Source organism: Pseudomonas baltica, from assembly GCF_014235765.1.
GTDB lineage: Bacteria > Pseudomonadota > Gammaproteobacteria > Pseudomonadales > Pseudomonadaceae > Aquipseudomonas > Aquipseudomonas baltica.
This window is the reverse complement of record NZ_JACMYH010000001.1, coordinates 1-24443: the sequence shown is the minus strand read 5'-3', so window position 1 is coordinate 24443 and position 24443 is coordinate 1. Positions and strand designations below refer to the sequence as shown.

24 protein-coding genes are annotated in these 24443 nt (G+C 60.9%); 4 read left to right on the top strand and 20 right to left on the bottom strand.

What is annotated here, in order from left to right:
- Positions 1–14 precede the first annotated feature (14 nt).
- The 5 genes from H7993_RS00120 to sdhC form a co-directional block, all read right to left on the bottom strand.
- On the bottom strand, positions 15–2846 hold the full coding sequence (locus H7993_RS00120) for a 2-oxoglutarate dehydrogenase E1 component (protein WP_122477300.1): 2832 nt from the start codon (positions 2844–2846) through the stop codon (positions 15–17).
- 244 nt (positions 2847–3090) lie between these two features.
- Positions 3091–3795, bottom strand: coding sequence for a succinate dehydrogenase iron-sulfur subunit (locus tag H7993_RS00115; protein WP_043193659.1), 705 nt, complete (start codon positions 3793–3795; stop codon positions 3091–3093).
- A gap of 11 nt (positions 3796–3806) precedes the next feature.
- Positions 3807–5579 (bottom strand): succinate dehydrogenase flavoprotein subunit, encoded by a 1773-nt coding sequence (gene sdhA / locus H7993_RS00110; RefSeq protein WP_122477298.1) that lies wholly within the window; start codon positions 5577–5579, stop codon positions 3807–3809.
- Between the two features lie 3 nt (positions 5580–5582).
- Complete coding sequence (gene sdhD, locus H7993_RS00105; RefSeq protein WP_043190640.1) at positions 5583–5951, bottom strand: succinate dehydrogenase, hydrophobic membrane anchor protein; 369 nt, start codon at positions 5949–5951, stop codon at positions 5583–5585.
- Complete coding sequence (sdhC, locus tag H7993_RS00100) at positions 5945–6331, bottom strand: succinate dehydrogenase, cytochrome b556 subunit (RefSeq protein ID WP_185793015.1); 387 nt, start codon at positions 6329–6331, stop codon at positions 5945–5947. The genes sdhD and sdhC overlap by 7 nt, the downstream gene beginning before the upstream one ends.
- Before the next feature lie 349 nt (positions 6332–6680).
- Here sdhC and gltA point away from each other — a divergent pair, with 349 nt between their 5' ends.
- Entirely contained in the window at positions 6681–7970 is a 1290-nt protein-coding gene (gltA, locus tag H7993_RS00095; RefSeq protein ID WP_043190646.1) for a citrate synthase, read from the top strand.
- A gap of 48 nt (positions 7971–8018) precedes the next feature.
- On the opposite strand, the gene H7993_RS00090 is transcribed toward gltA, so the two are convergent.
- The 9 genes from H7993_RS00090 to H7993_RS00050 all read right to left on the bottom strand — a co-directional run bounded on the left by H7993_RS00090 (position 8019) and on the right by H7993_RS00050 (position 14986).
- Complete coding sequence (locus tag H7993_RS00090; protein ID WP_185793014.1) at positions 8019–8621, bottom strand: START domain-containing protein; 603 nt, start codon at positions 8619–8621, stop codon at positions 8019–8021.
- A 37-nt stretch (positions 8622–8658) separates the two neighbouring features.
- Positions 8659–8910 (bottom strand): YkgJ family cysteine cluster protein, encoded by a 252-nt coding sequence (locus H7993_RS00085; RefSeq protein WP_122477294.1) that lies wholly within the window; start codon positions 8908–8910, stop codon positions 8659–8661.
- 131 nt (positions 8911–9041) lie between these two features.
- The gene (locus H7993_RS00080) at positions 9042–9551 is read right to left on the bottom strand and encodes a translation initiation factor 2 (RefSeq protein WP_185793013.1); all 510 of its coding nucleotides are present in this window, start codon (positions 9549–9551) and stop codon (positions 9042–9044) included.
- Positions 9552–9624: 73 nt separating this feature from the next.
- The gene (locus tag H7993_RS00075; protein WP_185793012.1) at positions 9625–11064 is read right to left on the bottom strand and encodes an aminotransferase-like domain-containing protein; all 1440 of its coding nucleotides are present in this window, start codon (positions 11062–11064) and stop codon (positions 9625–9627) included.
- Positions 11065–11176: 112 nt separating this feature from the next.
- Positions 11177–11977: an OmpA family protein gene (locus tag H7993_RS00070; RefSeq protein WP_185794132.1), complete on the bottom strand. Its 801-nt coding sequence runs from the start codon at positions 11975–11977 to the stop codon at positions 11177–11179.
- Positions 11978–11991: 14 nt separating this feature from the next.
- Entirely contained in the window at positions 11992–12345 is a 354-nt protein-coding gene (locus H7993_RS00065) for a DUF4398 domain-containing protein (RefSeq protein WP_425311949.1), read from the bottom strand.
- A 9-nt stretch (positions 12346–12354) separates the two neighbouring features.
- Positions 12355–13182, bottom strand: coding sequence for a substrate-binding periplasmic protein (locus H7993_RS00060; protein WP_185793011.1), 828 nt, complete (start codon positions 13180–13182; stop codon positions 12355–12357).
- 110 nt (positions 13183–13292) lie between these two features.
- Positions 13293–14237: an electron transfer flavoprotein subunit alpha/FixB family protein gene (locus tag H7993_RS00055; RefSeq protein ID WP_185793010.1), complete on the bottom strand. Its 945-nt coding sequence runs from the start codon at positions 14235–14237 to the stop codon at positions 13293–13295.
- On the bottom strand, positions 14237–14986 hold the full coding sequence (locus tag H7993_RS00050; RefSeq protein ID WP_185793009.1) for an electron transfer flavoprotein subunit beta/FixA family protein: 750 nt from the start codon (positions 14984–14986) through the stop codon (positions 14237–14239). Before H7993_RS00050 ends, H7993_RS00055 begins: the two co-directional genes overlap by 1 nt.
- Positions 14987–15558: 572 nt before the next feature.
- Here H7993_RS00050 and H7993_RS00045 point away from each other — a divergent pair.
- Positions 15559–17223 carry a 4Fe-4S dicluster domain-containing protein gene (locus H7993_RS00045; protein WP_122477281.1) on the top strand — a complete coding sequence of 555 codons (1665 nt, stop codon included), beginning with the start codon at positions 15559–15561 and terminating at the stop codon, positions 17221–17223.
- A 25-nt stretch (positions 17224–17248) separates the two neighbouring features.
- On the top strand, positions 17249–18016 hold the full coding sequence (locus H7993_RS00040) for an SDR family oxidoreductase (RefSeq protein ID WP_185793008.1): 768 nt from the start codon (positions 17249–17251) through the stop codon (positions 18014–18016).
- A 5-nt stretch (positions 18017–18021) separates the two neighbouring features.
- On the opposite strand, the gene mrdA is transcribed toward H7993_RS00040, so the two are convergent.
- From mrdA to H7993_RS00010, 6 genes are all read right to left on the bottom strand, one after another.
- A complete protein-coding gene (gene mrdA, locus H7993_RS00035) occupies positions 18022–19914 on the bottom strand; it encodes a penicillin-binding protein 2 (protein WP_122477278.1) in 1893 nt (630 codons plus the stop codon).
- A 99-nt stretch (positions 19915–20013) separates the two neighbouring features.
- Positions 20014–21087 (bottom strand): AI-2E family transporter, encoded by a 1074-nt coding sequence (locus tag H7993_RS00030; protein WP_122477276.1) that lies wholly within the window; start codon positions 21085–21087, stop codon positions 20014–20016.
- Positions 21088–21186: 99 nt separating this feature from the next.
- A complete protein-coding gene (locus H7993_RS00025) occupies positions 21187–22503 on the bottom strand; it encodes an ATP-binding protein (protein ID WP_122477274.1) in 1317 nt (438 codons plus the stop codon).
- On the bottom strand, positions 22500–23168 hold the full coding sequence (locus H7993_RS00020; protein ID WP_122477273.1) for a response regulator transcription factor: 669 nt from the start codon (positions 23166–23168) through the stop codon (positions 22500–22502). Before H7993_RS00020 ends, H7993_RS00025 begins: the two co-directional genes overlap by 4 nt.
- Complete coding sequence (locus tag H7993_RS00015; RefSeq protein WP_122477271.1) at positions 23168–23479, bottom strand: PepSY domain-containing protein; 312 nt, start codon at positions 23477–23479, stop codon at positions 23168–23170. Before H7993_RS00015 ends, H7993_RS00020 begins: the two co-directional genes overlap by 1 nt.
- The gene (locus H7993_RS00010) at positions 23479–23787 is read right to left on the bottom strand and encodes a PepSY domain-containing protein (protein ID WP_122477270.1); all 309 of its coding nucleotides are present in this window, start codon (positions 23785–23787) and stop codon (positions 23479–23481) included. The genes H7993_RS00015 and H7993_RS00010 overlap by 1 nt, the downstream gene beginning before the upstream one ends.
- 234 nt (positions 23788–24021) lie before the next feature.
- On the opposite strand from H7993_RS00010, the gene queD reads away from it, so the two are divergent.
- A complete protein-coding gene (gene queD / locus H7993_RS00005) occupies positions 24022–24378 on the top strand; it encodes a 6-carboxytetrahydropterin synthase QueD (RefSeq protein WP_122477268.1) in 357 nt (118 codons plus the stop codon).
- Positions 24379–24443 lie beyond the last annotated feature (65 nt).

The window sequence follows — 24443 nt, the reverse complement described above, 5'->3', positions numbered from 1 at the left end:
GGTGCGCGTTGGCATTAAACGGTGAAGGCATCTTGCAGCAATTTGGCTTGCTGCTCGGCGTGCATCGAAGCGTAACCGCAAGCCGGGGCAGCCGATGCGTCACGGCCGGCATACTCGAGGACCAGGGTCTTCTTGTGATTGCTCATGCTGCGGCGCAAGTGATGCTGACTGCTGTACCAGGCACCCTGGTTCATCGGCTCTTCCTGACACCAGGCCACATGTTCCAGATTGGTGTAGGCAGCAATCGCTTCCATCAGGTCGTCTTCGGGGAACGGATACAGCTGCTCGATGCGCACGATAGCCACATCTTCGCGACCCTCGGAACGGCGCTTCTCCAGCAGGTCGTAATAGACCTTGCCGCTGCACAGCACCAGACGCGTCACCTTCGCGGCGTCCAGAGTATCGATTTCCGGAATGACCGTCTGGAACGAGCCTTCGGCCAGGTCTTCCAGGGTCGACACGGCCAGCTTGTGACGCAACAGCGACTTGGGCGTGAGCACGATCAGCGGCTTGCGCAGCGGACGAATCACCTGGCGACGCAGCAGATGGTAGATCTGCGCCGGGGTGGTCGGCACGCACACCTGGATGTTGTGCTCGGCGCACAACTGCAGGTAGCGCTCCAGGCGCGCGGAAGAGTGCTCCGGGCCCTGCCCTTCGTAACCGTGCGGCAGCAGCATGGTCAGACCGCACAGACGGCCCCACTTGTGTTCGCCACTGGTGATGAACTGATCGACCACCACCTGTGCACCGTTGGCGAAGTCGCCGAACTGGGCCTCCCAGATCACCAGCGCATTGGGCGAGGTGGTCGAGTAGCCGTATTCGAATGCCAGCACCGCTTCCTCGGAAAGGAAGGAGTCGTACAAGTCGAAGCGCGGCTGGCCATTGTAGAGGTTCTGCAACGGGATATAGGTCGCCGCATCCTTCTGGTTGTGCAGCACCGCGTGACGGTGCGAGAAGGTGCCGCGGCCGATGTCCTGGCCGGTCATGCGGATCGGATGGCCTTCGAACGCCAAGGTGGCGTAGGCCATGGTCTCGGCATAGCCCCAGTTGATCGGCAAGCCACCGGCCTGCATCTTCTGCCGGTCTTCGTAGATCTTCGCAACCTGACGCTGGACCACGAAGCCTTCCGGGATCTCCAGCAGCTTGGCGGACAGTTCCTGCAAGGTCTTGAGGTCGAAGCTGGTGTCGTGACGCGCGGTCCAGGCATGGCCCAGGTACGGGCGCCAGTCGACGAACAATTCCTTGTTCGGCTCCTTGACCAGGCTCTTGACCACGTGCAGACCGTTGTCCAGTGCGTTGCGGTACTCGTCGATCTGGCTTTGCACGCTGCCTTCGTCGAGCACGCCGGCCTTGATCAGGCTTTCGGCGTACAACTCGCGCGTAGTGCGCTGCTTGGCAATCTGCTGGTACATCAATGGCTGGGTGCCGCTAGGCTCGTCAGCTTCGTTGTGACCGCGACGGCGGTAGCAGACCAGGTCGATGACCACGTCACGCTTGAACTGCATGCGGTAGTCGATCGCCAGCTGGGTGACGAACACCACGGCTTCCGGGTCATCGCCGTTCACGTGCAGGATCGGCGCCTGGATCATCTTGGCCACGTCGGTCGCGTACTCGGTGGAGCGCGCGTCGTACGGGTTGCTGATGGTGAAACCAACCTGGTTGTTGATCACGATGTGCACGGTACCGCCGGTCTTGAAACCGCGGGTCTGCGACATCTGGAAGGTTTCCATGACCACGCCCTGGCCGGCGAATGCAGCGTCGCCGTGCAGCGAGATCGGCAGCACCTTGTCGCCGACCGCGTCGTTGCGACGGTCCTGGCGGGCCCGCACCGAGCCTTCGACCACTGGCGACACGATTTCCAGGTGGGACGGGTTGAACGCCATGGCCAGGTGAACTTCGCCACCTGCGGTCATCACGTTGGACGAGAAACCCTGGTGATACTTGACGTCACCGGAGCCCAGCTCGACCTTCTTCTTGCCTTCGAATTCGTCGAACAGGTCGCGGGGGTTCTTGCCGAAGGTGTTGACCAGCACGTTGAGACGGCCACGGTGGGCCATGCCGATCACGACTTCCTTGGTGCCATAGGAGCCCGAGCGCTGGATCATCTCGTCCAGCATCGGAATCAGGCTCTCGCCGCCTTCCAGACCGAAGCGCTTGGTGCCCGGGTACTTGGTGCCCAGGTACTTCTCCAGGCCCTCGGCTGCGGTGACGCGCTCGAGCACATGGCTGCGGCTCTCGGCCGAGAACGATGGGCGACCGCGCACGCTTTCAAGGCGCTGCTGGAACCAGCTGCGCTGCTCGGAATCGGTGATGTGGGTGAACTCGGAGCCGATGGTGCGGCAATATGTCTGCTGCAAAGCCTCGAGAATTTCACGTAGGCTCGCCTCCTCTTTGCCGATGAACAGGTCGCCGGCACGGAAGGTCGTATCCAGATCGGCATTGGTCATGCCGTAATGGTTGATTGACAGGTCTGCCGGAGCAGGCCGTTGCCACAGCCCCAACGGGTCCAGTTGGGCTGCCTGGTGGCCGCGCATCCGGTAAGCCTGAATCAATCGCAGCACTTCCACCTGCTTCTTCTCGTGCTCGCTGCTCACGCTACCGGCGGAAACCGGTTGGGCACGGCGCTGGTTTTTGGCCAGCAGGACGAAATGATCGCGGATGGTGGAGTGTGCAACGTCGGTGGCAGTGCTGCCTTCGGCAGGCAACTTCTGAAAGTAGGTGCGCCATTCTTCTGGCACAGCGTTAGGGTCGTGCAGGTAAAGCTCATAGAGCTCTTCCACATAGGCAGCGTTACCACCGGATAGGTGGGCGCTGTTCCACATGCGCTGCATCACGCTTTCTTGCATGCTTGGTCACCCTCGGTTAGGGGACACCACCGGCGCTTACACCTTGGGCGTACTGACGCGGTCCATGTACAGCGACCGTGCAAGCCACCTCAGTTGTACGCTGGTAGTCCGGGTACCAGCCCGGAGCCCCTGCTGGTCTTGTTTCTTCGAAAGTAAAAGCGAAGCCTTACACAGCCACGCTCGGGTTTTCATCACAGCACAGGATCAATCCTGCGCTGTGATGGCTTGCGGTGTAGCAGATGAATCAGACGCCGTTGGACAACAGCATGTTCCGCACGTGGCCAATGGCTTTGGTGGGGTTCAGGCCTTTGGGGCAAACGCTGACGCAGTTCATGATGCCGCGGCAGCGAAATACGCTGAACGGATCATCCATCGACGCCAGGCGCTCGCTGGTCCGGGTGTCACGGCTGTCGGCCAGGAAACGGTAGGCCTGCAGCAGCGCCGCCGGGCCGAGGAACTTGTCGGGGTTCCACCAGAACGAAGGGCAGGAAGTCGAGCAGCAGGCGCACAGGATGCACTCGTACAGACCGTCCAGCTTCTCGCGCTCTTCCGGAGTCTGCAGACGCTCGATGGCCGGGGCCGGCGTGTCGTTCTGCAGGAACGGCTTAACCTTCTCGTACTGCTTGTAGAAGATGCTCATATCCACGACCAGGTCACGGATCACCGGCAACCCTGGCAGCGGACGCACGATCAACTTGTTACCTTTTACGACAGCGGACAGCGGCGTGATGCACGCCAGGCCGTTCTTGCCGTTGATGTTCATGCCATCGGAACCGCACACGCCTTCACGGCACGAGCGACGATAGGAGAAGCCTTCGTCCTGTTCCTTGATCAGGGCCAGCACGTCCAGCACCATCACATCCTTGCCACCGGTGTCGACCTGGAATTCCTGCATGGACGGCGCAGCGTCCTGGTCCGGGTTGTAGCGATAAACACTGACTTGCAACATGGCGGCCACCCTCAGTAAGTCCGGATCTTCGGTTCCATGGTCGGAACGGTTTTCGGCGAGAAGTTCACGGCGCGTTTGGCAACACGTTTTTCACCCGGGAAGTACAGGGTGTGGCACAGCCAATTTTCGTCGTCGCGATCTTCGAAGTCTTCACGGGCGTGAGCGCCGCGGGACTCTTTGCGATGCTCGGCGGCAATCGCGGTGGCTTCCGCCACTTCCAGCAGGTTCTGCAATTCCAGCGCTTCGATCCGGGCGGTGTTGAAGCCCTGGCTCTTGTCGTTGATCTTGACGTTGGCAATGCGCTCGCGCAGGCCGGCCAGCTGATCGATACCTTTCTGCATGTACTCGCCGGTGCGGAACACACCGAAGTAGTTCTGCATGCAGCTCTGCAGTTCTTTGCGCAGGCTGGCGACATCTTCACCCGTGGTGCGCGCGTTGAGGCCGTCCAGACGCGCCAGGGCGACTTCCAGATCGGTGTCGCTGGCGCGGCGGTATTCGATACCCTCGCTCAGCGCCTGCTCCAGGTGCAGGCCTGCGGCACGACCGAACACCACCAGGTCGAGCAGCGAGTTGCCGCCCAGGCGGTTGGCGCCATGGACCGACACGCAAGCCACTTCGCCCACGGCGAACAGGCCCGGGATGATGGCGTCGTTGCCATTGGCATCCTGGGTGATTGCCTGACCGTGGATGTTGGTAGCGACACCCCCCATCATGTAATGACAAGTTGGCACGACAGGAATCGGCGCAACGGCCGGATCGACGTGGGCAAAGGTCTTGGACAACTCCATGATGCCTGGCAGACGGCTGTGCAGCACTTCCTCGCCCAGGTGATCGAGCTTGAGCATCACGTGATCGCCATCGGGACCACAGCCGTTGCCGGCGATGATTTCCTTGACCATCGAGCGTGCTACCACGTCCCGACCGGCAAGGTCCTTGGCGTTCGGCGCGTAGCGCTCCATGAAACGCTCGCCATGCTTGTTGATCAGGTAACCGCCTTCACCGCGGCAGCCTTCGGTGACCAGTACACCTGCGCCAGCAATGCCGGTCGGGTGGAACTGCCACATTTCGATGTCCTGCACCGGCACACCGGCACGCAAGGCCATGCCCACGCCGTCACCGGTGTTGATCAGGGCGTTGGTGGTGGACGAGTAGATACGTCCTGCCCCGCCAGTGGCCAACACGGTGGCGTTGGCGCGGATGTACGAGGTCTCACCGGTTTCAATGCAGATGGCGATGACACCAACGATCGCGCCGTCCTGGTTCTTCACCAGATCGACCGCATAGTACTCGTTCAGGAATACAGTACCGGCCTTCAAGTTGGCCTGGTACAGGGTGTGCAGCAGCGCATGGCCGGTACGGTCGGCAGCGGCGCAGGTACGTGCGGCCTGGCCGCCCTTGCCGAAGTCCTTGGACTGTCCACCGAACGGACGCTGGTAGATACGGCCCTGCTCGGTACGCGAGAACGGCAGCCCCATGTGCTCGAGCTCGAAGACCGCTTCCGGGCCTACCGAACACATGTACTCGATAGCGTCCTGGTCGCCGATGTAGTCGGAACCCTTGACGGTATCGTACATGTGCCAGCGCCAGTCATCGTTCGGGTCGGCCGAGGCGATGGCGCAGGTGATGCCGCCCTGCGCCGACACGGTGTGCGAGCGAGTAGGAAATACCTTGGTGACGACGGCGGTCTTGTGACCACCCTGGGCCAGCTGCAGCGCTGCGCGCATGCCGGCACCACCACCACCAATGATGATGGCGTCGAAGGAAAGCGTACTAATGTTAGCCATGAATCAGATACCCCAAAGAATCTGCACACCCCAGACGAAGTACGCGAACATCGCAACGCCGCATACCGCCTGGAACAGGAAGCGTATAGCCGTGGCCGACTTGCCGAACGCCATCGGCGTCAGGTAGTCGGTGGCAATGGTCCACATGCCTACCCAGGCGTGGGCGCCGAGGGCGACCAGCGCCAGAAGGCTGAAGATGCGCATCCAGTTGCTGCTGAACAGCGAGTGCCATTGGGTGTATTCGATGCCTGGATTGGCAACGATGTAGCCGATCAGAAAAAGAAAATAAGCCGCGAGAACGACCGCAGACACACGCTGTGCCATCCAGTCATAGAGGCCCGAACGCGAAAGGTTCGTAACGTTGGTTACCATACCCAAACTCCTGCCAGAACGATCAGCACCACCGAGATGATGAGAACGATTTTAGAGCCCAGCTTGCCGCCTTCCAGCGTCTCGCCGATGCCCATGTCCATGATCAGGTGGCGCACACCGGCCACCAGGTGATACAGCAAGGCGGACAGCAGGGCCCAGATCACGAACTTGGCCAGCGGGCTGGTCATATACGCCTTCACCTCGCCGAAGCCTTCCTCGGAACCCAGGGATTTGCCCAATGCGTACAGCATGAGAGCGATGCCCAGGAACAGGATGACACCGGATATACGATGGAGAATGGACGTGTAAGCAGTGACAGGGAGTTTGATGGTCCTTAGGTCTAGGTTTACAGGTCGTTGGCTATTCACGGCTTTTTTCACACTGAAGAGCCCCTAGCAAGCAGGGCAAGTTGTAGGGAAGTGTACTGGTCAGGTACTCACCACCCAGGAGGTGACGACCCCGTCGAAATGGCTCGGAAAAGCCCCCGGCGGTCGGCTGCCGAGTATAGACAGTTAGGATACTAATGACAACGCACCGCAGGCCCCGGACGGCGGATTGCGCATGCATGGCAAAAGGTTTGAACGGGGCGTAATTTCGCGAAAAAAGCCCGCTCGCAGCGCTCTGGAGCCTTACTTTAAGCAAATTGACATTCGAATTTATCTCACTATAGTGGTGCGGGCCCTGCGTGGGGGGTCTGTCTGATGATTCCAAGCATTAATAGGAGGCCACATGGCTGACAAAAAAGCGCAGTTGATCATCGAGGGCGCAGCCCCCGTCGAGCTGCCGATTTTAACCGGCACCGTTGGTCCCGATGTAATCGACGTCAGGAGCTTGACTGCCACGGGCCGCTTCACTTTCGACCCAGGCTTCATGTCGACCGCCTCGTGCGAGTCGAAAATCACCTACATCGACGGCGACGCCGGAATCCTGCTGCACCGCGGCTATCCGATCGAGCAACTTGCCGAACAATCCGACTATCTCGAAACCTGCTACCTGCTGCTCAACGGCGAATTGCCTACGGCCGAGCAGAAAGCGAAGTTCGTTGGCAACATCAAGAACCACACCATGGTTCACGAGCAGTTGAAGACTTTCTTCAACGGCTTCCGCCGCGATGCCCACCCGATGGCCATCATGTGCGGCGTGGTCGGTGCGCTGTCCGCGTTCTACCACGACTCGCTCGACATCAATAACCCGCAGCACCGCGAGATCTCGGCAGTACGCCTGGTGGCCAAGATGCCGACACTGGCGGCCATGGTCTACAAGTACTCCATGGGCCAGCCCATGATGTACCCGCGCAACGATCTGTCGTATGCGGAAAACTTCCTGCACATGATGTTCAACACGCCGTGCGAGATCAAACCGATCAGCCCGGTACTGGCCAAGGCCATGGATCGCATCTTCATTCTGCACGCCGACCACGAACAGAATGCGTCCACTTCCACCGTGCGCCTGGCAGGCTCGTCGGGTGCCAACCCGTTCGCCTGCATCGCCGCCGGCATTGCAGCACTGTGGGGGCCTGCCCACGGCGGCGCCAACGAAGCCGTGCTGACCATGCTCGACGAGATTGGCGATGTGTCCAACATCGACACCTTCATCGCCAAGGCCAAGGACAAGAACGATCCGTTCAAGCTGATGGGCTTCGGTCACCGCGTCTACAAGAATCGCGACCCGCGGGCCACGGTGATGAAGCAGACCTGCGACGAAGTGTTGAAGGAACTGGGCATCAAGAACGATCCGCAGCTCGAACTGGCCATGCGCCTGGAAGAGATCGCCTTGACCGACCCCTACTTCATCGAGCGCTCGCTGTACCCGAACGTCGATTTCTATTCGGGCATCATCCTCAAGGCCATCGGCATTCCAACCAGCATGTTCACGGTCATCTTCGCCTTGGCGCGTACCGTGGGCTGGATCTCGCACTGGAAGGAAATGCTGTCGAGCCCCTACAAGATCGGCCGCCCACGCCAGCTGTACACCGGCGAGAAAAGCCGCGACGTGACCGCTCTGGACGATCGCACCTAAGCCTTCGCGTCACAACGAAAGGCCGCCTCCGGGCGGCCTTTTGCGTTGCTACTGTTCCGCTTTCGTGCGCAATGCCTTGAGCGTATTGAATGGGGCATCCACGACGAACTTGTTGGCAAGCCAGGAGGGCACGCTGCCGCCCGGCTCGGTGTGCACCTGGTAGATCACCTGGGTCTGATTGGCACCCTGGGGCACCATCTTCCAGAAACCTTCCACCTGCGCCACACGCACGAAGCCTTTCTCCTGCGGCACATAGTCGGCCGCCCCGGCCAGATTGCGGGTGACGCTGCCATCACTGCCATCGACCGTGGTGATATGCAGCACCGAGTCGCGCGGGGTGACCGGCCACGGCGTATTGAATTGGGTGTAGGTCCAGGTCTGATCGCCTTGATGCTTGAGCAGCTTCTGCGCCTTGCACTCATGAATCCAGGTACAGGCCCCGGCGACGTCCTCCTGCATGGCACGCAGCTTGGCCACGCTGGCCTTGATCGTGGTTTCGCCCCTATAGGCCTTGTACTTGGAGCCCGCGATTTCACTCAGGGAAACCTTGATCCCCTCCTCGTCCTTGGCCACCGACCACTGCTCGGCGTGGGCAGACAGGTGAACGCTGCCCAGCAGGGCAACCAGCGCTATACGATGCATCGCTCTCATTGTTGTTGTTCCTTGTTGTCGAGGATCGAGACTGTGTCTACGCGGTCATCTGCTCCCACCAGCCCAGAATGCGCACGGCGTCCTGGTCGCTGTCGCCACACACTTCGGGATCGGCATGAAACGCCGAGCATACTGCTGGCCGCTCGGGCAGGCCGAACAGGGCACACAGGTTGTCCAGAGACAGCTGCACGCAGCGCTGCCCGGCCGGCTTGCCCAAAGGCATGCCGGGGATAGGCGAACTGATGGAGGGGGCGATGCAGCAGGCGCCACAGCCTTCGCGGCATTTCATGACGTCATGACCTCACAGGCACAGAGTGTTGTAGAGCACCCATGGTAGTGACCCAACGAGCGTTTGAAAATGCCTGCGTCGATAATTCGGTCGAGCCATCTGTAACGGCCGACTGAACTGGCCAACATGGCTCATTGCTTGAAATTGAAGTCCAGCGCGGCGCCCTCGACTTCACGACCGTCGCTGCGCCGCTGCAGCTGCATCTCGTTGTTCAGCAGGCGACCATTGAGCTGGAAGTCCTCGCTGCCCTTGTCACTGAAGAAGGCAGGGAGAATCGGCTTGGGCGCAGGCTCGGCCAGCGGCGCAGGGTGTACCGCAGCGTTGACGGGCTGGGTCGGCGGCTTGAGGTCCTTGACGATGTCCTTGGGCAGGCTCAGGTCCAGGTTGGGCTTGGGCACCGGCGTGGCAATGACGTCCGCTTCCTTGCGCGAACGGCTCTTCGCGGCTTTCTTGCGAACCACAGGCTTTTTCGCGGCAGGCTTCTTCGCCGCGGAATCAGCCTTGGCGGTCGACTTTGCGGCATCTGCCGAGCGTGTCGCAGCCGACGGGCTGTCCGGCGTTTGCGCGTGAACAGCGGGCACGGCAATGAAGCCCAGATTCAAGCAGAAAACCAGCAATGCGAGACGGCGCTTGGTGTTCATAGGGGCACGACAACTACGACGAAGCCTCTATGCTCCCTGTTAAGCGTTGCGCTGACAAGCCCCTCGTACGGTTTCAATAGGAAACTCCAGACTCCTGGCACAGTTGCCGCGCCAGTACGCCGAGCGTTGCCAGTGCGCGCTCGGCCTCGCGGTTCCACGGCACGCCACAGTTGAGCCGAATACAGTGGTTGAACTGCTCTGTATTGCTGAAGATCAGGCCAGGCGCGATGCTGATTCCCTGCTCCAGTGCCCGCACATGCAGCTCCTGGGTGTTGACCCGCCCGGGCAGGCTCACCCAGAGGATGAACCCTCCGGTAGGCCGCGTGATCTGCGTACCTTCCGGAAAATGCTGCTGTACCGCCAGCTGGAAAGCACTCAGGTTCTTGCGGTACTCCTGGCGAATGAAACGCAGGTGCCGGTCGTAACCGCCGTTTTCCAGATAACTGGCAACACCCATCTGCGTGACGCTGCACGCCGAATGGGTACTGAACGTCTGCAGCCGCTGGACTTCGGCCTGGTATTTGCCGGCAATCATCCAACCGATGCGCACGCCGGGCGACAACGTCTTGGAGAAGCTGGAGCAATAGATGACATGGCCCAGCCGGTCGAATGCCTTGAGCGCCTTGCTCTTGCCCTGCTCGAACATCAACTCGCCGTAGATATCGTCTTCGATGATCTGGATATCGAAATCCGAAGACAGCCGCAGCAGCTGCCTCATGCGCTCTTCGGGCATGGTTCCGCCCAGCGGATTGCTCAAGCGCGGCGTCAGGACCAGCGCTTTGATCGACCACTGGTTGGCAGCCAGCTGCAACGCTTCCAGGCTGATACCGGTGGACGGATCACTGGGAATCTCGATGACCTTCAGGCCGAGCAGGTCCGCCAACTGCAACAGGCCATAATAGGTAGGTGACTCGGCCGCGATCAGGTCGCCAGGCCGGGTGAGCACGCGCAGGCTCATCTGCAATGCATCGACGCAGCCATGAGTGATCACGATCTCCGAGGGATCGACCACCACACCGGCATCACGCATGCGGATCGCCACCTGCCGGCGCAAAGGCTCGAAGCCTGGGCTGAACATGTAGCTGAAGGCGCGCGGGCTCTGGAAGCGGGTGACTTTGGCCAACTGCTGATGCAGCGCGCGTACCGGTAGAAATTCGACATGGGGCACTGCGGCCCCCAATGGAAATACGCCCTCTCGACGGGATTCGTCGAGCACCTGCTGGATGATACTGCTGCGGGTAACCAATCCCGGACGCTCTACCCGGGCAATGTCAGGCGTAGGCGCGGTCAGCGCCGGGGTCTGGTGCACGTAGTAGCCGGACTGTGGCCGCGCGCGGATCAACCCCTGGTCCTCGAGGTTGGCATAGGCTTGCAATACCGTGGCATGGCTGACATTGAGCTGGGCGCTCATCTTGCGCACCGAAGGCACGCGTTCGCCTGGCTGGTACACGCCGCGACGGATGTCATCAGCCAGCTGCTGGGCGATACGCTGGTAGAGCAAGAGATTGGTCATGGCCGGACCTTCGATGTGCCAGAAGACCCCTACAGATACGAACTGTACGGGGACAGCTGGCAGGATAGCAGAGCTGATCCTGCAACTGCACGGGCCACTTGCAACCTTGCGTTCAACCGCGGGGCAGCGCCAACTCGCCCTTGGAATTGGAAAAGACGATCTCGACCCGCCGATTCTGCGCCCTGCCCCGCTCCGAAGCATTCGCGTCCACCGGGTAGGCATCGCCATAGCCCTGCACTTGAATGCGCGACTCGTCGATACCCAGGTCGACCAGGGTGTCGGCCACCGACTGCGCACGGTCGGCAGAGAGCTGCAGGTTGAACGCTTTCTCTCCGGTGTTATCGGTATAGCCTTCGATACGCACCACGCGCTTGGGGTTGAGCTGCAGGAACTGCACGAGCTTGAGGATCGTGCGATTGGCCTGGGGCTTGAGCTGAGCCTCACCGGTATCGAACAATACATCGCCCAAGGTCATGACCAGGCCGCGGTCCGCCTCGACGTTGGCCAGCGCCAGAATCTGCTCTTCGAGCCATTTGCCCTGCTGCTGCACGCTTTCCAGCTTGGAGTCGCGCAAGGCCAATTGCAGGCGCTGCAGGTCCATCTGCGCCTTGGTCAGGCGCTGCTGGCTAAGCAGTTGCTCGCTTCGCTCCCGAGCGATCTCGCTGTAGCGCAGGCTCAGATAGGCATAATGCTGGGCGTCGCTGCCGGTGCCCCAGTAGCTGGCAAGCCGCTCGGCGCGGGCCAGCGACTCGCCTGCACGGATGACATCCTTGGGCGCGCTGCGCAGCACGCTGGAATCATCGCGCACGGCCTGGAAAGCAGTCTCGGCACGCTGCACCGCCTCGCTGTTGGCGCGCTGGCCGGAGCAACCCACTGTCATCAAGCCGGCGGCCAGCAGCAGCCCCGTGCGCATTGCCGTCAACTGCTTCACTGCATGTCCCCCAATTGTTTACGCAGGCGTTGAATACGGGCGTCCAGGGCCTTGAGCTGCTCCTGCCCCTTGGCGGTCAACAACTGATCCTCGGCCAGGCGCGCATCCAATTCGGCCTGTTCGGCGTTGAGCCGGGCGCCCTTGTAGTTGCCATCGGCCATTTGCGCACGCGCCTGGGCGAGCTTGCCAACCGCCAGCTGCATCGCCGGGTTTTCTTCTGTCGCACCGACTGCGCGCGCCTGTTCGACGGTTTGGTCGGCCAGACGCAATTGCTGCGTGGGCGCCGGATCACTGGCACAGCCAGCGAGCAGCAAGAGCAGCGAGCCTGCGGTCATAGCTTGAACGTTCACGAAAAATTCCTACTGTTGAGGGGCTGCAGGCGGGGGCGATTGCTGGGCTCTCCAGCGCTCGACATTGCGCGAGAACACCTCGGCCGGGATACCTGAAGCGGTCAATTCTGTCATTTTTTTCGCCAGCTGTCCGCGCAGCCAGGGATCGTTGCAGGCGGAGTCGTGAGACAGCGCCAGGTACAACCCCGGTCGGTCGACCGGCAGCTCGCTGCTCTGCAACTTGTCGCCCACACCCTGTGCCTGAGCCATTGCTGCCCCGGAATAGCGTCCGGCGATCACATACTCAACCTGGCCATGCACCAGCCGGTCGAAAGCCTGCTGCAGATTCTCGGTGGTGGCGAGTTTCAGGTGCTCGGCGGCCAGGGTCACGAATGCCTGCGTGGGTCGCGCCTTGGCCGATATCGCCCCGGCGTGACCGTGCAGGTCGGCAAGGCTGCGATACTGCAGCGGTGCCGTACGCAGTGTCCACACCAGGTAATCGTTCGGAACCAGTGCAGGGTGCACGTAATCCAGGGACTCAAGCTCGGTCACGGTCAATGGCGCATCCACCAGCAGGTCCATTCGCCCAGTGCGCACTTCTTCCAGCGCCTGCGAACGCTTGCCTGCGTAGAGGATGTCGAGCTTGACGCCGATCTGCGCCGCCACCTGCTGCAGCAGCTCGGCGTTGACCCCGATCAGACGCTCGGGATCCTGTGGGTCCCGCCACAGATACGGCGGCGCGTCGGGACTGCCGCTGGCTATCAGCCGCTCACATTTGCCTGCACCCTGCGCCGCCAGTGGCAGCAGCGCGGCAGCCACGCACAGCGCCAAACGGCGTAGACCGCCTTTTCCAGTCATGCTCAACCTCGTGCGACCTTGTCACATGCAAAAAAGCCTGGTCGCGGTCTGCTGCCCATGGGCAACAGACCGCGACCAGGCTTGAATCAACCGCGGTCGAAACCGCTAAGTCAGACCAGCTTCTCGAGCTCGGGGACCGCTTCGAACAAGTCCGCGACCAGGCCGTAATCAGCGACCTGGAAGATCGGTGCTTCCTCGTCCTTGTTGATTGCCACGATCACCTTGGAATCCTTCATGCCCGCCAGATGCTGGATGGCTCCGGAAATGCCCACGGCGATGTACAGCTGCGGCGCGACGATCTTGCCGGTCTGCCCGACCTGCATGTCGTTGGGCACGAAACCGGCGTCGACGGCTGCACGCGACGCACCTACCGCAGCGCCCAGCTTGTCGGCCAGGGCGTACAGGTGTTTGAAGTTGTCACCGTTCTGCATGCCACGACCGCCGGATACGACGATCTTGGCAGCGGTGAGCTCGGGGCGATCGGACTTGGCCAGCTCTTCGCCAACGAAGCTCGACTTGCCAGTATCGTGGGCCGCGCCTACCGCTTCCACGCCAGCCGAACCACCTTCGGCGGCCACGGCGTCAAAACCGGTGGCACGCACGGTGATGACCTTGATCGCCGCACTCGATTGCACGGTGGCAATGGCGTTGCCCGCGTAGATCGGACGCTTGAAGGTGTCCGGCGACTCGACCGAAATGATCTCGGAAATCTGGTCGACGTCCAGCTGGGCGGCCACCCGTGGAAGAATGTTCTTGCCGTTGGCGGTTGCGGCAGACAGCACATGGCTGTAACCGGAGGCCAGCTCGACGATCAGCGGCGCGACGTTTTCAGGCAACTGATGGGCATAAGCAGCGTTGTCCGCCACCAGCACCTTGCTCACGCCGGCGATCTTGGCGGCGGCCTCGGCAACACTGGCGACCTGCACGCCGGCGACCAGTACGTGAATCTCGCCGCCGATCTTCTGCGCAGCGGCCACGGTGTTCAGGGTCGAAGGTGCCACACCCGTGTTCACCTGACCTTCGGTTACATAATCGGCGATAACCAGGATAGTCATTAGATTACCTTCGCTTCGTTTTTCAGTTTTTCGACCAGTTCGGCAACCGACTTGACCTTGATCCCGGCACTGCGAGTCGCCGGAGCCTCGACCTTGAGGGTCTTGTTGGTGGAGGTCACGGATACGCCAAGTGCATCGGGCGTGAAAGACTCGAGGGGCTTCTTCTTCGCCTTCATGATGTTGGGCAGGGAGGCGTAGCGCGGCTCGTTCAGACGCAGGTCGGTGGTGACGATAGCCGGCAGGGTCAGGCCCACGGTCTGCAGCCCGTCATCGACTTCACGCATGACATTGAGCTTGTCGCCAACCACTTCGACCTTGGAGGCGAAGGTGCCCTGCGCGTAGCCGCTCAGCGCTGCCAGCATCTGGCCAGTCTGGTTGTTGTCGCTGTCGATCGCCTGTTTGCCCAGGATCACCAACTGTGGCTGTTCTTTGTCGACAACGGCCTTGAGCAGCTTGGCCACTGCCAGTGCGTTCAGTTCCTCGGCATGCTCGATCAGTATTGCCCGGTCGGCGCCCAGGGCCAGCGCGGTGCGCAATTGCTCTTGCGCGGTGGCCGGACCGACGGTGACCACGACGATCTCGCTGGCGATGCCCTTCTCTTTCAGGCGCACGGCTTCTTCAACAGCGATTTCGCAGAAAGGGTTCATCGACATCTTGACGTTGGCAAGGTCGACGCCAGAGTTGTCCGCCTTGACGCGAACCTTGACGTTATAGTCGACCACTCGTTTGACAGCTACAAGAACCTTCATGGATTCCTCGTTACTCTCCGGTGAAAAGAATGTCGCCCAGGCAGACCGGACGATGACGTGGGCGCAAGGGCACCATTGAAACGTTTGCAGCATTGCGCAGTGCTGGCAAAAACCTGATTTTTCAAGACCTTGACCAGCAAAACGGGGCAGCCTTCAACAAGTATGACGTGTAAACTCGACAGTGTGTGCGTCCGGCGCATGCGAGCGACCTGGATCGGAGTCGAGATTCGATGCAACCGGTACTGCGCGCAGGACCGGCACCGAACATGAAGCTGGCCGTATCTTGACCGCTGTGCCCTGACCGGTCAATACGCGGAACTCACCGGTCACGCCCCCTGGCCACCTTGATTTTACTGGGCTGCAGCGGATTCAAACAAACGTTTGTATTGGACCTGCCGAGTGGTGTAGATATACTGCCCACACGCACATCCTTGCCTGCGGCCGTCCAGAAGCGGTACCGCCCGCCGGAGTTACACCCCGCAACGTTGCGCACTACCGCTACACACCGGATGACCGTTCCGGCAGCTTCACCCATTAGAAAGGCCTGATGAGCCCTGAGTAGGAGAGACCCCGTGGAACGCGAATACATGGAATTCGACGTCGTCGTCGTCGGCGCAGGCCCCGCCGGCCTGTCCGCCGCATGCCGACTGAAGCAGAAAGCCGCCGACGCCGGACAGGAAATCAGCGTCTGCGTGGTCGAAAAAGGCTCCGAAGTCGGTGCTCATATCCTCTCCGGCGCGGTCTTCGAACCACGGGCGCTCAGCGAGCTGTTCCCGGATTGGAAAGCCCTGGGTGCACCGCTGAACACCCCGGTGACCCGCGACGATATCTTCATCCTGAAGAACGCCGAGAGCGGCTCCAAAATTCCCAATGCCTTCGTGCCCCAGACCATGCACAACGAAGGCAACTACATCATTTCCCTAGGCAATCTGTGCCGCTGGCTGGCTCAGCAGGCGGAAAACCTGGGCGTCGAGATCTATCCGGGGTTCGCTGCCCAGGAAGCATTGATCGACGAGAGCGGCGTGGTCCGCGGCATCATCACCGGTGACCTGGGCGTCGATCGCGAAGGCAAGCCCAAGGACGGCTTGTACACCCCCGGCATGGAACTGCGTGGCAAATACACCCTGTTCGCCGAAGGCTGCCGCGGCCACATCGGCAAGCAACTGATCGAGCGTTTCAAACTCGACAGCGATGCCGACGCGCAGCATTACGGGATTGGCCTGAAGGAAATCTGGGACATCGACCCCGCCAAGCATCAGCCTGGCCTGGTCGTCCACACCGCCGGTTGGCCGCTGGACATCATGGGCACCGAGAACACCGGCGGCTCGTTCCTCTATCACCTGGAAAACAACCAGGTGGTGGTGGGCCTCATCGTCGACCTGTCCTACGCCAACCCGTTCCTCTCGCCTTTCGACGAGTTCCAGCGCCTCAAGCACCATCCGGTTCTCAAGCAGTACCTGGAAGGCGGCAAACGCGTCAGCTACGGCGCCCGCGCCATCTGCAAGGGCGGCTTCAACTCGCTGCCCAAGATGGTCTTCGCCGGCGGCGCCCTGATCGGCTGCGACCTGGGCACCATGAACTTCTCCAAGATCAAGGGCAGCCACACTGCCATGAAGTCCGGCATGCTCGCCGCCGAGGCGGTGGCCGATGCGCTGTTCAAGGGCTCGGAAGGCGGTGATGTGCTCGACGGCTACGTGTCCGGTTTCAAGGCCAGCTGGCTGTACGAGGAGCTGTTCGCCAGCCGCAACTTCGGTGCCGCCATCCACAAGTGGGGAGCCATCGTCGGTGGTGCCTTCAACTTCGTCGATCAGAACCTGTTCAAGGGCAAGATCCCGTTCACCCTGCACGACGACAAGCCTGACTACGCCTGCATGAAGCTGGCAGCGGACAGCAAGCGCATCGACTACCCCCGGCCTGATGGCAAACTGAGCTTCGACAAGCTCAGTTCAGTGTTCATCTCCGGCACCAACCACGAAGAAGAACAGCCGTGCCACCTCAAGCTCAAGGACCCGAGCATTCCCATCGGCAAGAACCTGCCGCTGTACGATGAGCCCGCGCAACGCTATTGCCCGGCCGGCGTGTACGAAGTGATCACCCAGGAGGACGGCGCCAAGCGCTTCCAGATCAACGCGCAGAACTGCGTGCACTGCAAGACGTGCGACATCAAGGATCCATCCCAGAACATCGTCTGGGTGGCACCCGAGGGCGCGGGCGGGCCTACCTACCCGAACATGTGATCCTCAAGCCACGGCAGGAGCGGATATGCCCAAGACCACGATGTTCGACCTCGACGGCAAGATAGCGCTGGTCTCCGGCGCCAGCCGCGGGATCGGCGAAGCCATCGCCCGCTTGCTTGCCCAGCAGGGCGCCCATGTCATCGTCGTCAGTCGCAAACTGGAAGGCTGTCAGCGCGTCGCCGACAGCATCAACGCCGGTGGCGACCGAGCCACTGCAATGGCCTGTCACATCGGCGAACCGGAGCAGATTCTGGCGCTGTTCACCGCTGTCCGGGCAACGTTCGGACGCCTGGACATCCTGGTCAACAACGCCGCCACCAACCCCCAGTTCGGCAGTGTGCTGGAAGTCGATCTCGGCGCCTTCCAGAAAACCGTGGACGTCAATATCCGCGGCTATTTCTTCATGTCGGTGGAGGCCGGCAAATTGATGCGCGAACACGGCGGTGGCAGCATCATCAACGTGGCGTCCATCAATGGCGTGTCGCCCGGTATCTTCCAGGGCGTCTACTCCATGACCAAGGCTGCGGTGGTCAACATGACCAAGGCCTTCGCCAAGGAGTGCGCCGGCTTCAACATCCGCTGCAATGCCCTGCTGCCAGGGCTGACCGACACCCGCTTCGCATCAGCCCTGGTCGAGAACCAGGCCATCCTCAAGACGGCCCTGGCGCAGATCCCGCTCAAGCGTGTCGCCCAGCCGGAGGAAATGGCCGGGGCCGTGCTGTACCTGGCCAGCTCGGCTGCCAGCTACACCACAGGTACAGCGCTGAACGTGGACGGTGGTTTCCTCTGCTGAAACGGTCAGACCTTGGGGTCCGCGGGCGCCTTGGCCGGCGCCGCGTACTTGGGTTTCAGGTGACCTTCGCTGTCCAGTAGCCAGGCATCCATGATCTCGCGCACTACGGGACCGGCCACACGCCCGCCTGCTTCACCGTTCTCGATCATCACTGCCACCACGATCTTTGGCCGATCGGCCGGCGCGAATCCCACGAACAAGGCGTTGTCGCGATTGCGCTCGAGCGTTTTCAGCCGGTTGTAGCGTTCGCCCTGCTTGATCGCAACCACTTGCGCCGTACCCGACTTGCCGGCGATGCGATACTGCGCCCCGGCCGCCGCCTGACGGGCAATCCCGCGCGGATCGTGCATGACCAGCTGCATGCCGTGGTTGACCTGATCCCACTCGCGGTTGTCGCGCAGCACGATATTGGGGATCGGGTTGTCGTCCACCGGTACCTGGCCGCCCACCGTCTCGGCCAGGTGCGGTCGACGCCACACGCCCTTGCTGGCGATCAGCGTGGTGGCCTGGGCCAACTGCAGCGGCGTGACCTGCATGTAGCCCTGGCCAATGCCGAGGATCAAGGTCTCGCCAGGAAACCACGCCTGACGCCGCGTGGCACGCTTCCATTGCTGGGACGGCATCAGCCCCGGCGCTTCCTCGAACATGTCCAGCGAGACCTTCTGGCCCAGGCCGAAGCGGGTCATGTAATCGTGCATGCGGTCCACGCCCAGCTTGTGTGCCAGATCGTAGAAGTAGGTGTCATTGGAGCGCATGATGGCCGCGTCCATGTCCACCCAGCCATCACCACTGCGGTTCCAGTTGCGGTACTTGTGGTCGTAGTTGGGCAGCTCGTAGTAGCCAGGATCGAACACACGTGTCTGCGGCGTGACCGCACCGCTATCGAGGCCGGCGATGGCAACTTCCGGCTTGATCGTCGAGCCGGGCGCGTACAAACCCCTGAGCACTCGATTGAACAACGGCCGGTCGATGGAATCGCGCAACGCCGCGTACTCCTTGAAGCTGATACCGGTCACGAACAGATTGGGGTCGAAGCTCGGCTTGCTGACCATGGCCAGCACATCGCCGGTTTCCGGGTCGATGCACACCACCGCCCCGCGGCGGTCGCCCAACGCCTTCTCGGCGGCTTCCTGCAGATGCACGTCGAGGCTGAGCACGATGTTCTTGCCCGGCACCGGGTCATGGTGGTTGAGCACCCGCATGACGCGCCCCTGGGCGTTGGTCTCGACTTCCTCGTAACCCACCTGGCCATGCAGCTGGGTCTCGTAGAAGCGTTCCACACCGGTCTTGCCGACCGACTGGGTGCCGCGGTACTGCGTCTGATCCAGCGTCTTGGACTCTTTCTCGTTGATCCGCCCCACGTACCCCACAGAATGAGCAAAGTGCTCCTTGCGCGGGTATTCACGCACGAACTGAGGTTCCACATCGACGCCCGGCAGCAGGAATTGATTCACCGCAACCCGCGCAATCTGGTTCTCGCTCAACTCGTACATCAAGGTGACCGGTTCGAACGGATGGCGCACACGCTTCAAATCCTTGTCGAACTGTTTGCGCGCTTCATCGCCCAGTTCCAGCACCTTGGCCACTTCATCGAGCACCTGCGCAGTATTGCCCGCGCGCTCGCGTGTGAGAGTCAGGTTGAAGCTGGGTCGATTGTCGGCCAAGACCACGCCATTGCGATCGTAGATCACACCGCGTTCGGGCGGGATGGGCAGCACATGCACCCGGTTGTTCTCGGACACTGTGGAGTTGTAGGTGAACTCGATGACCTGCAGGAAGTACAGACGCCCGACCAGGGCAATGCTCAAGGCCAGCACCAGCAAGGCGCAAGCGATCAACCGACGGTTGACCAGACCTTGTTCCTTGCCATGATCTTTGAGAGGAATGGGCTGGGGCATGCGGACCGCTCTGAAAAAGCGCCGATGTTAACCAAGCAGGCCCCTGCTCTCAAGCGCCGGCTCCCCCGAGCTGACCAAGGGAGTCGGACAGTGCTGCCGTCAGGTGCGATCCTGGGGCAGACGCACCTGGCGCTTGGTACTGACGAAGATGCCCCAGCTGGACATGAACAGCGCTGCAATCAACGGACCGATCACGAAACCGTTGAGCCCGAAGACTGCCAGGCCGCCCAGCGTCGAGACCAGGATCAGATAGTCCGGCATCTTGGTGTCCTTGCCCACCAGCAATGGGCGCAGCACGTTGTCGACCATGCCGATGACCAGAATGCCGAACAGCGTCAGCGTGACCCCCTGCCAGATGTAGCCGCTCAACAGGAAGTAGGCGGCCACCGGCGCCCAGACGATACCGGCCCCGACGGCAGGCAACAGCGACAGAAACGCCATGAGCACCGCCCACAGCAATGCGCTGGGAATGTCCAGGAACCAGAAGATCATCCCGCCGAGGGCACCCTGGGTGACCGCAACCAGCAGATTGCCTTTCACCGTGGCGCGAACCACACGGTTGAACTTGAGCTGCAAACGGCGCTTCTGCTGCTCGGCCAACGGGATAGCCGTGCGGATCTTGCGTGACAGTTCCGGGCCATCACGCAGGAAGAAGAACAGCAGGTACAACATGATGCCGAAGCTGATCACGAAATCCAGCGTACCCTGGCCGAAGCTGAAGGCCTGCGTCGCGAAATACTGGCTGCCCTGCATCGCACCTTTGGCGACCTTGTCGCGCAGACCCTCCAGGTTGCCCATGCCCATGCGATCAAGCAGCTGTTGCCCGGAAGCCGGAAGCAGTTGCTTGAACTGATCGATATAACCCGCCACGTCGAGCTGGCCGTTCTCGATGTTCTTGTACAGCACTGCACCTTCCTGAACCAGCAAGGCACTGATGATGATCACCGGCAGGATGGCGATGATCAATGTGATGGTGAGGGTTATCAACGAACTGACGTTGCGACGCCGATTCAACTTCCTCATGACCAGTCGCTGCAACGGTGCAAATACGATACCCAGAATCACTGCCCAGAAGACCGCGCCGTAGTAAGGCAGAAGAATCCAGATGAAAGCGATGGTGACCAGGATCAACAGTAACAACAGCGTTTTGTTTTGCAGGTTGGTTTCGTTCATGTTCGATCCATGTCGATAAGCTACAGAGCCGTCATTCGGCTCTGTGACTTAGTCCTCCCAGCTGCGCGCGAGTTTAGTCATCGCCAAGATAAATCCGCGTCAGACGCGTTTATCCATTTCGATAGTGACGCGCAACCCACCCAAGGGGCTTTCCGACAGGCTCAGGCGAGCAGACCAGCTTTCGACGATGTCCCGTACGATCCCCAGACCCAGGCCGTGACCGTCGACCTGCTCATCAAGCCGAGAACCGCGATCCAACACCGCCTGGCGCGCATCCTCAGGGATACCCGGACCGTCATCGTCCACCCAGACGCTGTACCCATGCTCGTGCTCGACGATCGTCAGGCAGACCTGCGCGTCAGCCCACTTGCAAGCGTTGTCGAGCAGGTTGCCGAGCAGTTCCAGCACGTCCTCCCGATCCCACGGCAAGCGAACATCCGCAGCCACCTCGTAACTCAGGCTCAAATGGCCGCCATGGATCATTTCCAGCGTGGCAAACAGACCTGGAATCTCGCCAGCGCAATCGAACTGAACACCCGGCAGCGCGTCGCCGGCCAGACGCGCGCGGTTGAGTTCACGGCTGAGCCGCAGCTGGATGTGCTCCAACTGCTCACGCAGCAGGCGGCTGACTTCCGGCTGGTCCCGCAGCCGTTCACTGCTGGCCAGGCTCAGCAGCACGGCCATCGGCGTCTTCAGCGCGTGCCCCAGATTGCCCAGCGCGTTGCGCGAGCGCTTGAGGCTGTCCTCGGTGTGCAACAACAGGTGGTTGATCTGCGCGACCAGAGGCTCAAGCTCCACCGGTACTGCACTGTCCAGCTGCGAGCGCTGACCGAGCTGCAATTGCGCGATCTGTTCGCGCGTGCGCTCCAGTGGCTTGAGCGAACGCGTGACCGTGATGCGCTGCAGCACAAGTACCGCAATCAAAGCAGCGAGGCCCATGCCCAGGCCAATCTGGCGTACCCGCTGAAAACTGGTGCGTACCGGCGTGTAGTCCTGGGCGACGATGATCGACAGTGGCTGCCCGAGTCGCCGGTAATCGGCACGCAACACCAGCAGCAACTGACCCTCCGGGCCCAGCTTCAAACCCGAATACAGCCCTGACTGATCCGGTACGGGCAGCTCGAGATCCCATAGCGAACGCGAGCGCCAATGCCCATCGGGAAAGTCTATGCGGAAGTAGTGCCCCGAGAACGGCCGTTCGTAGGCGGGAGAAATACGGTGCTGATCCAGCTGCAGACCTTGCGGCCCACGCTGCATCGCTACCAGAAGGTTCTCGCTTTCGTTGCGTAAACCGGCTTCGAGATAGCGCTGCAGGCCCATCTCGAACAACCACAGGCTCAATTGAGCGAGGACCAGTCCCACGATCACCAGAACACTGATCAACCCGACGCTCAATCGCGCCTGGATCGATCTCACTGCACGACTCCAGCGAAGCGGTAGCCCTGCCCTCGGCGGGTTTCGATCACACTGCGACCCAGTTTGCGCCGCAGATGGTTGACGTGAACTTCCAGCACATTGGAATCGCGCTCAGTCTCGCCGTCATACAAGTGCTCGGCCAGATGGCCTTTGGAAAGAATCTGCTCCGGATGCAGCATGAAGTAGCGCAGCAGGCGAAACTCGGCAGCCGTCAGCTGAATATCGACCCCGGCCTGCTGCACGCACTGGCGACCCTCATCCAAGTGCAGACCGGACGCTTCCAGGCGCGGCATGTTGGACAAGCCACGGGCGCGGCGCACCAGTGCCTGGGCACGCAACTGCAGCTCCTCAGGGTGGAAGGGCTTGGTCAGGTAATCGTCGGCCCCCGCTTTCAAACCTTCGATCCGCTCCGCCCATGAGCCCCTCGCGGTCAAAATCAGTACGGGGGTAGAGAGGTTTGCCGCTCGCCATTGGGCCAGCACCTCCAGCCCAGGCAGGCCGGGCAGTCCAAGATCGAGGATGATCAGATCATACGGCTCGGTCTGACCCTGATACACCGCATCTCGACCGTCCGCCAGCCAATCCACAGCGTATCCCTGGCGACTGAGGCTGGCGCTCAGCTCATCGGCCAGGGGGACGTTGTCTTCCACCAACAGCAAGCGCATCAGTCATCTTCCTCGTCTTTGAGCAAATCGCCTGTGGCCGCATCCAGCTTTATCTCGCGAACGACACCTGCCGTGGTCAGCAACTCGACCTCATACACCAGCTTCTGTTGCTTCTCTTCAAGCTCGGCTTCCAGCAGCCGTGCACCTGGGTAACGCGCCATGGCTTGACCGAGCAATTGTTCAAGAGGAAGGATTACACCTTCCTGTCTGAGTCGCAGCGCTTCATCCTGGTCCAGATCGCGAGCCACCGCCAATGAGCAGAACGCCAGCAGCCCGACCATCATTGCGCGACCCGCTGGCGATATGTTCATTAGGTATCCTGATGGTCTTTGAGCACTTGGCCGGTGGTTGCATCAAGTTCCACATCCCACTCGACACCTTTATTGTCGCGCAGCTCGACTTGATAGATGTATTTGCCGTATTCCTCTTCCAGCTCGGTCTCGTGAATGGTACCGCCCGGATGCTTGGCCAATGCTGCGGCATTCAGCTTTTCAAAGGACTGGATGGTACCAGCATCACGCAGGCGAAGCGCCTCGTCAGGTCCGAGATCTTTGGCCTGGGCACTGATGGCCACGAAACTCAGGGAAGAAGCGAGTAGCAGAGCAGTCAGAGTTTTCATTTGGTTCACCTTCGGTATGTGTGAGGTATATGGGGTTTACGAAAGACACAATACCGAAGGTGACTTAACTCAAACTTAATGGCACAACGCTAGCTTGTCGATGATCTCAGCGCTGTATTGCCCGTGCGCAATCCTGCTGGATCGATGCCGGCCCCACCTGCCCAAGCCCACTTACCGTGCAGCTTGGACACCTGATAAACTGCAGCACTGCCCCATCAACACATTGGAACAAACGTGGAAATTTTCAAGGAATTCACTTTCGAGTCTGCCCATCGGCTTCCTCATGTACCCGAGGGGCATAAATGCGGTCGCTTGCATGGCCATTCCTTCAAGGTCGCCGTCTATTTGAAAGGCGACGTTGATCCGCATACCGGCTGGATCCGTGACTTCTCCGAGATCAAGTCGATATTCAAGCCGCTTTACGAGCGCCTTGATCATAACTATCTCAACGACATCCCGGGCCTCGAAAATCCAACCAGCGAGGTCCTGGCGAAATGGATCTGGCACGAGCTCAAGCCGCTGTTACCCGAGCTTTCCAAGATCCGCATCCACGAAACCTGCACCAGTGGCTGCGAGTACACCGGCGACTGATATGCACGATAAAAAAAACCACCCGACCGGGTGGTTTTTTTTGGCTTGCCAGTTCTTTCGAGCGC

What these genes read in the sequence shown, in the direction of transcription:
- mrdA (WP_122477278.1), bottom strand. Translation starts at nt 19,914, where the DNA reads ATGCCCCAGCCCATTCCTCTCAAAGATCATGGCAAGGAACAAGGTCTG.
- sdhD (WP_043190640.1), bottom strand. Translation starts at nt 5,951, where the DNA reads ATGGTAACCAACGTTACGAACCTTTCGCGTTCGGGCCTCTATGACTGG.
- H7993_RS00030 (WP_122477276.1), bottom strand. Translation starts at nt 21,087, where the DNA reads ATGAACGAAACCAACCTGCAAAACAAAACGCTGTTGTTACTGTTGATC.
- H7993_RS00050 (WP_185793009.1), bottom strand. Translation starts at nt 14,986, where the DNA reads ATGAAGGTTCTTGTAGCTGTCAAACGAGTGGTCGACTATAACGTCAAG.
- H7993_RS00080 (WP_185793013.1), bottom strand. Translation starts at nt 9,551, where the DNA reads ATGAACACCAAGCGCCGTCTCGCATTGCTGGTTTTCTGCTTGAATCTG.
- H7993_RS00020 (WP_122477273.1), bottom strand. Translation starts at nt 23,168, where the DNA reads ATGCGCTTGCTGTTGGTGGAAGACAACGTCCCCCTGGCCGATGAGCTG.
- H7993_RS00115 (WP_043193659.1), bottom strand. Translation starts at nt 3,795, where the DNA reads ATGTTGCAAGTCAGTGTTTATCGCTACAACCCGGACCAGGACGCTGCG.
- H7993_RS00085 (WP_122477294.1), bottom strand. Translation starts at nt 8,910, where the DNA reads ATGAAATGCCGCGAAGGCTGTGGCGCCTGCTGCATCGCCCCCTCCATC.
- H7993_RS00040 (WP_185793008.1), top strand. Translation starts at nt 17,249, where the DNA reads ATGCCCAAGACCACGATGTTCGACCTCGACGGCAAGATAGCGCTGGTC.
- sdhA (WP_122477298.1), bottom strand. Translation starts at nt 5,579, where the DNA reads ATGGCTAACATTAGTACGCTTTCCTTCGACGCCATCATCATTGGTGGT.
- gltA (WP_043190646.1), top strand. Translation starts at nt 6,681, where the DNA reads ATGGCTGACAAAAAAGCGCAGTTGATCATCGAGGGCGCAGCCCCCGTC.
- H7993_RS00010 (WP_122477270.1), bottom strand. Translation starts at nt 23,787, where the DNA reads ATGAAAACTCTGACTGCTCTGCTACTCGCTTCTTCCCTGAGTTTCGTG.
- H7993_RS00060 (WP_185793011.1), bottom strand. Translation starts at nt 13,182, where the DNA reads ATGACTGGAAAAGGCGGTCTACGCCGTTTGGCGCTGTGCGTGGCTGCC.
- H7993_RS00015 (WP_122477271.1), bottom strand. Translation starts at nt 23,479, where the DNA reads ATGAACATATCGCCAGCGGGTCGCGCAATGATGGTCGGGCTGCTGGCG.
- H7993_RS00090 (WP_185793014.1), bottom strand. Translation starts at nt 8,621, where the DNA reads ATGAGAGCGATGCATCGTATAGCGCTGGTTGCCCTGCTGGGCAGCGTT.
- H7993_RS00055 (WP_185793010.1), bottom strand. Translation starts at nt 14,237, where the DNA reads ATGACTATCCTGGTTATCGCCGATTATGTAACCGAAGGTCAGGTGAAC.
- H7993_RS00075 (WP_185793012.1), bottom strand. Translation starts at nt 11,064, where the DNA reads ATGACCAATCTCTTGCTCTACCAGCGTATCGCCCAGCAGCTGGCTGAT.
- H7993_RS00070 (WP_185794132.1), bottom strand. Translation starts at nt 11,977, where the DNA reads ATGCGCACGGGGCTGCTGCTGGCCGCCGGCTTGATGACAGTGGGTTGC.
- H7993_RS00120 (WP_122477300.1), bottom strand. Translation starts at nt 2,846, where the DNA reads ATGCAAGAAAGCGTGATGCAGCGCATGTGGAACAGCGCCCACCTATCC.